The following is a 2,256-nucleotide window of genomic DNA, read 5'->3' on the forward strand; positions in this document are numbered from 1 at the left end:
TTCTCTTCTAGACATAAAAATACCTCTTAAGTAGATTTTAGGTATTTACCTTGTCTACTTAAGAGGTATCATATCATTCTCACGGGTGGTTTTGACTTATGTCGAAAAATTGTCTGGGGTCACTTGGCAATCGACCTACTTTTTATCCTTGAAAAAATCTGATATGATAATTTTATGGTTAGATACAAAGCGACAATTTCCTATGATGGTACACTTTTCTCAGGTTTTCAAAGACAACCAATTGCACGTTCGATTCAAGAAGAGCTTGAAAAGACTCTTTTACGGTTAAATAGCGGAACACCTGTCACCGTTCATGGAGCGGGTCGTACAGATGCAGGTGTTCATGCCTATGGACAAGTTATACACTTCGATTTGCCCCAAGAGCGAGATCCAGAGAAGTTACGTTTTGGTTTAGATACGCAATGTCCAGATGATATTGATGTTGTTAGTATTGAACTTGTATCAGAAGAATTTCATGCACGATACAATAAACACAGTAAAACTTATGAGTTCTTAGTAGATGCAGGGCGACCTAAGAACCCTATGATGCGTAATTATGCGACCCACTATCCCTACCCTCTAAGTTTAGCACCTATGCAGGAGGCTGCTAAGGATTTGGTCGGCACACATGATTTTACAGGCTTCACAGCTTCGGGAACTTCTGTAGAAAATAAAGTACGCACAATTACACAAGCTAGTGTATCTATCGATGAGAAAACTGGATTTTATATCTTTACTTTTTCTGGCAATGGTTTTCTCTATAAGCAAGTTAGAAATATGGTCGGTACCTTGTTGAAGATTGGCAATGGTCGCATGCCTGTTTCGCAAGTTAAGACAGTGTTGGAAAGTCGTGATCGTAATCTCGCAGGACCAACAGCAGCAGGAAATGGATTATATTTGAAGGAGATAAGATATGAGTGATGAATTGATTTTAGCGATTTCAGGGAATGATATTTTTAGTGGTGGCGGACTTCATGCAGATTTAGCGACGTTTACCACTAATAAACAGCATGGATTTGTGGCTCTTACCTGTTTGACAGCTATGACTGAGAATGGTTTTGAGGTCATTCCGGTTGATACTAATGTTTTTAAACAACAACTTGACTCACTAAAAGATGTCCCATTCTCAGCAATTAAAATTGGTTTGTTGCCTAACGTTGAGATCGCAGAATTAACGTTGGATTTTGTTAAAAAACATTCTGATATTCCAATTGTCTTGGATCCTGTTTTAGTATGTAAGGAGACTCATGACGTTGAAGTTTCTCAACTACGTGATGAATTGGTTAAATTTTTCCCTTATATCACGGTTATCACTCCGAACTTACCTGAAGTCGAACTGCTTATAGATAGAAAGGTTAAGACTCTTGATGATATGAAGCATGCGGCTAGCTATCTCAATGAATTAGGTGCTAAGACTGTCGTTGTTAAAGGTGGAAACCGCTTGGATGGTAATAAAGCGATAGATGTCTTTTATGATGGAACAGATTACAAATTGTTTGAAGAAGCTGTGCTAGACAAAAACAATACAGGTGCAGGATGTACATTTGCTTCAAGTATAGCTAGTGAATTAGTTAAAGGATGTTCAGAAACTGAAGCTGTAGCAAATGCTAAAGCCTTTGTTTATGAATCAATTAAACAGTCAAATGAATTTGGAGTAGTTCAATATGCAAAATAAGAAAACAAAAGAGCTAACATTATTAGCTATCTTAACGGCTTTATCAGTGACCTTTGGATTCGTAGCTAAAATTCCGACTCCAACAGGGCTTTTAACTTTGGTAGATGCAGGAATCTACTTCACAGCCTTCTATCTTGGCAAGAAAGAAGGGGCAATTGTGGGAGGACTATCTGCATTTTTGATAGATTTGCTATCATCTGCTCCGCAATGGATGTTTATCAGTTTGTTAATCCATGGTGCACAAGGTTATTTTGCTGGATTTAAGGGTAACTATCGTATCCTAGGTCTTCTGATTGCTACAATTGTGATGGTGGGTGGCTATGCACTTGCTTCAGTATTTATGTATGGAACAGGAGCTTCAATCGCAGAAGTGATTCCTAATTTCTGCCAAAACGCTCTCGGCCTAGTCGTTGGATGGGTATTGTATCAAGGATTCAAAAAGGTTCAATCTAAAAAAGATTAATAGCTTTACTAAACCCTATTGACAATAACTAAATTGAGTGTTAAGATATAAAAGTTGTCTTAACAGACTTGCCACAAACTTGAAAAGGTTCCAAAACTTTAAAAAAGTTATTGACAAG

3 protein-coding genes are annotated in these 2,256 nt (G+C 37.7%); all 3 read left to right on the forward strand.

What is annotated here, in order from left to right:
- The first annotated feature begins 174 nt into the window (after positions 1 to 174).
- The 3 genes from truA to H7U04_RS11235 are packed head-to-tail and all read left to right on the forward strand — an operon-like array spanning position 175 to position 2,138.
- Positions 175 to 921, forward strand: coding sequence for a tRNA pseudouridine(38-40) synthase TruA (gene truA / locus H7U04_RS11225; RefSeq protein WP_110981232.1), 747 nt, complete (start codon positions 175 to 177; stop codon positions 919 to 921).
- Positions 914 to 1,675 (forward strand): bifunctional hydroxymethylpyrimidine kinase/phosphomethylpyrimidine kinase, encoded by a 762-nt coding sequence (locus H7U04_RS11230; RefSeq protein ID WP_022496746.1) that lies wholly within the window; start codon positions 914 to 916, stop codon positions 1,673 to 1,675. Before truA ends, H7U04_RS11230 begins: the two co-directional genes overlap by 8 nt.
- Positions 1,665 to 2,138 carry an ECF transporter S component gene (locus tag H7U04_RS11235; RefSeq protein ID WP_022496745.1) on the forward strand — a complete coding sequence of 158 codons (474 nt, stop codon included), beginning with the start codon at positions 1,665 to 1,667 and terminating at the stop codon, positions 2,136 to 2,138. The genes H7U04_RS11230 and H7U04_RS11235 overlap by 11 nt, the downstream gene beginning before the upstream one ends.
- Positions 2,139 to 2,256 lie beyond the last annotated feature (118 nt).

This window comes from Streptococcus sp. 22.1 (assembly GCF_016648645.1).
Taxonomy (GTDB): Bacteria; Bacillota; Bacilli; order Lactobacillales; family Streptococcaceae; genus Streptococcus.

Excerpts from the sequence above, each read along its gene's own strand:
- H7U04_RS11235 (WP_022496745.1), top strand. The coding sequence starts at position 1,665 with ATGCAAAATAAGAAAACAAAAGAGCTAACATTATTAGCTATCTTAACG.
- H7U04_RS11230 (WP_022496746.1), top strand. The coding sequence starts at position 914 with ATGAGTGATGAATTGATTTTAGCGATTTCAGGGAATGATATTTTTAGT.
- truA (WP_110981232.1), top strand. The coding sequence starts at position 175 with ATGGTTAGATACAAAGCGACAATTTCCTATGATGGTACACTTTTCTCA.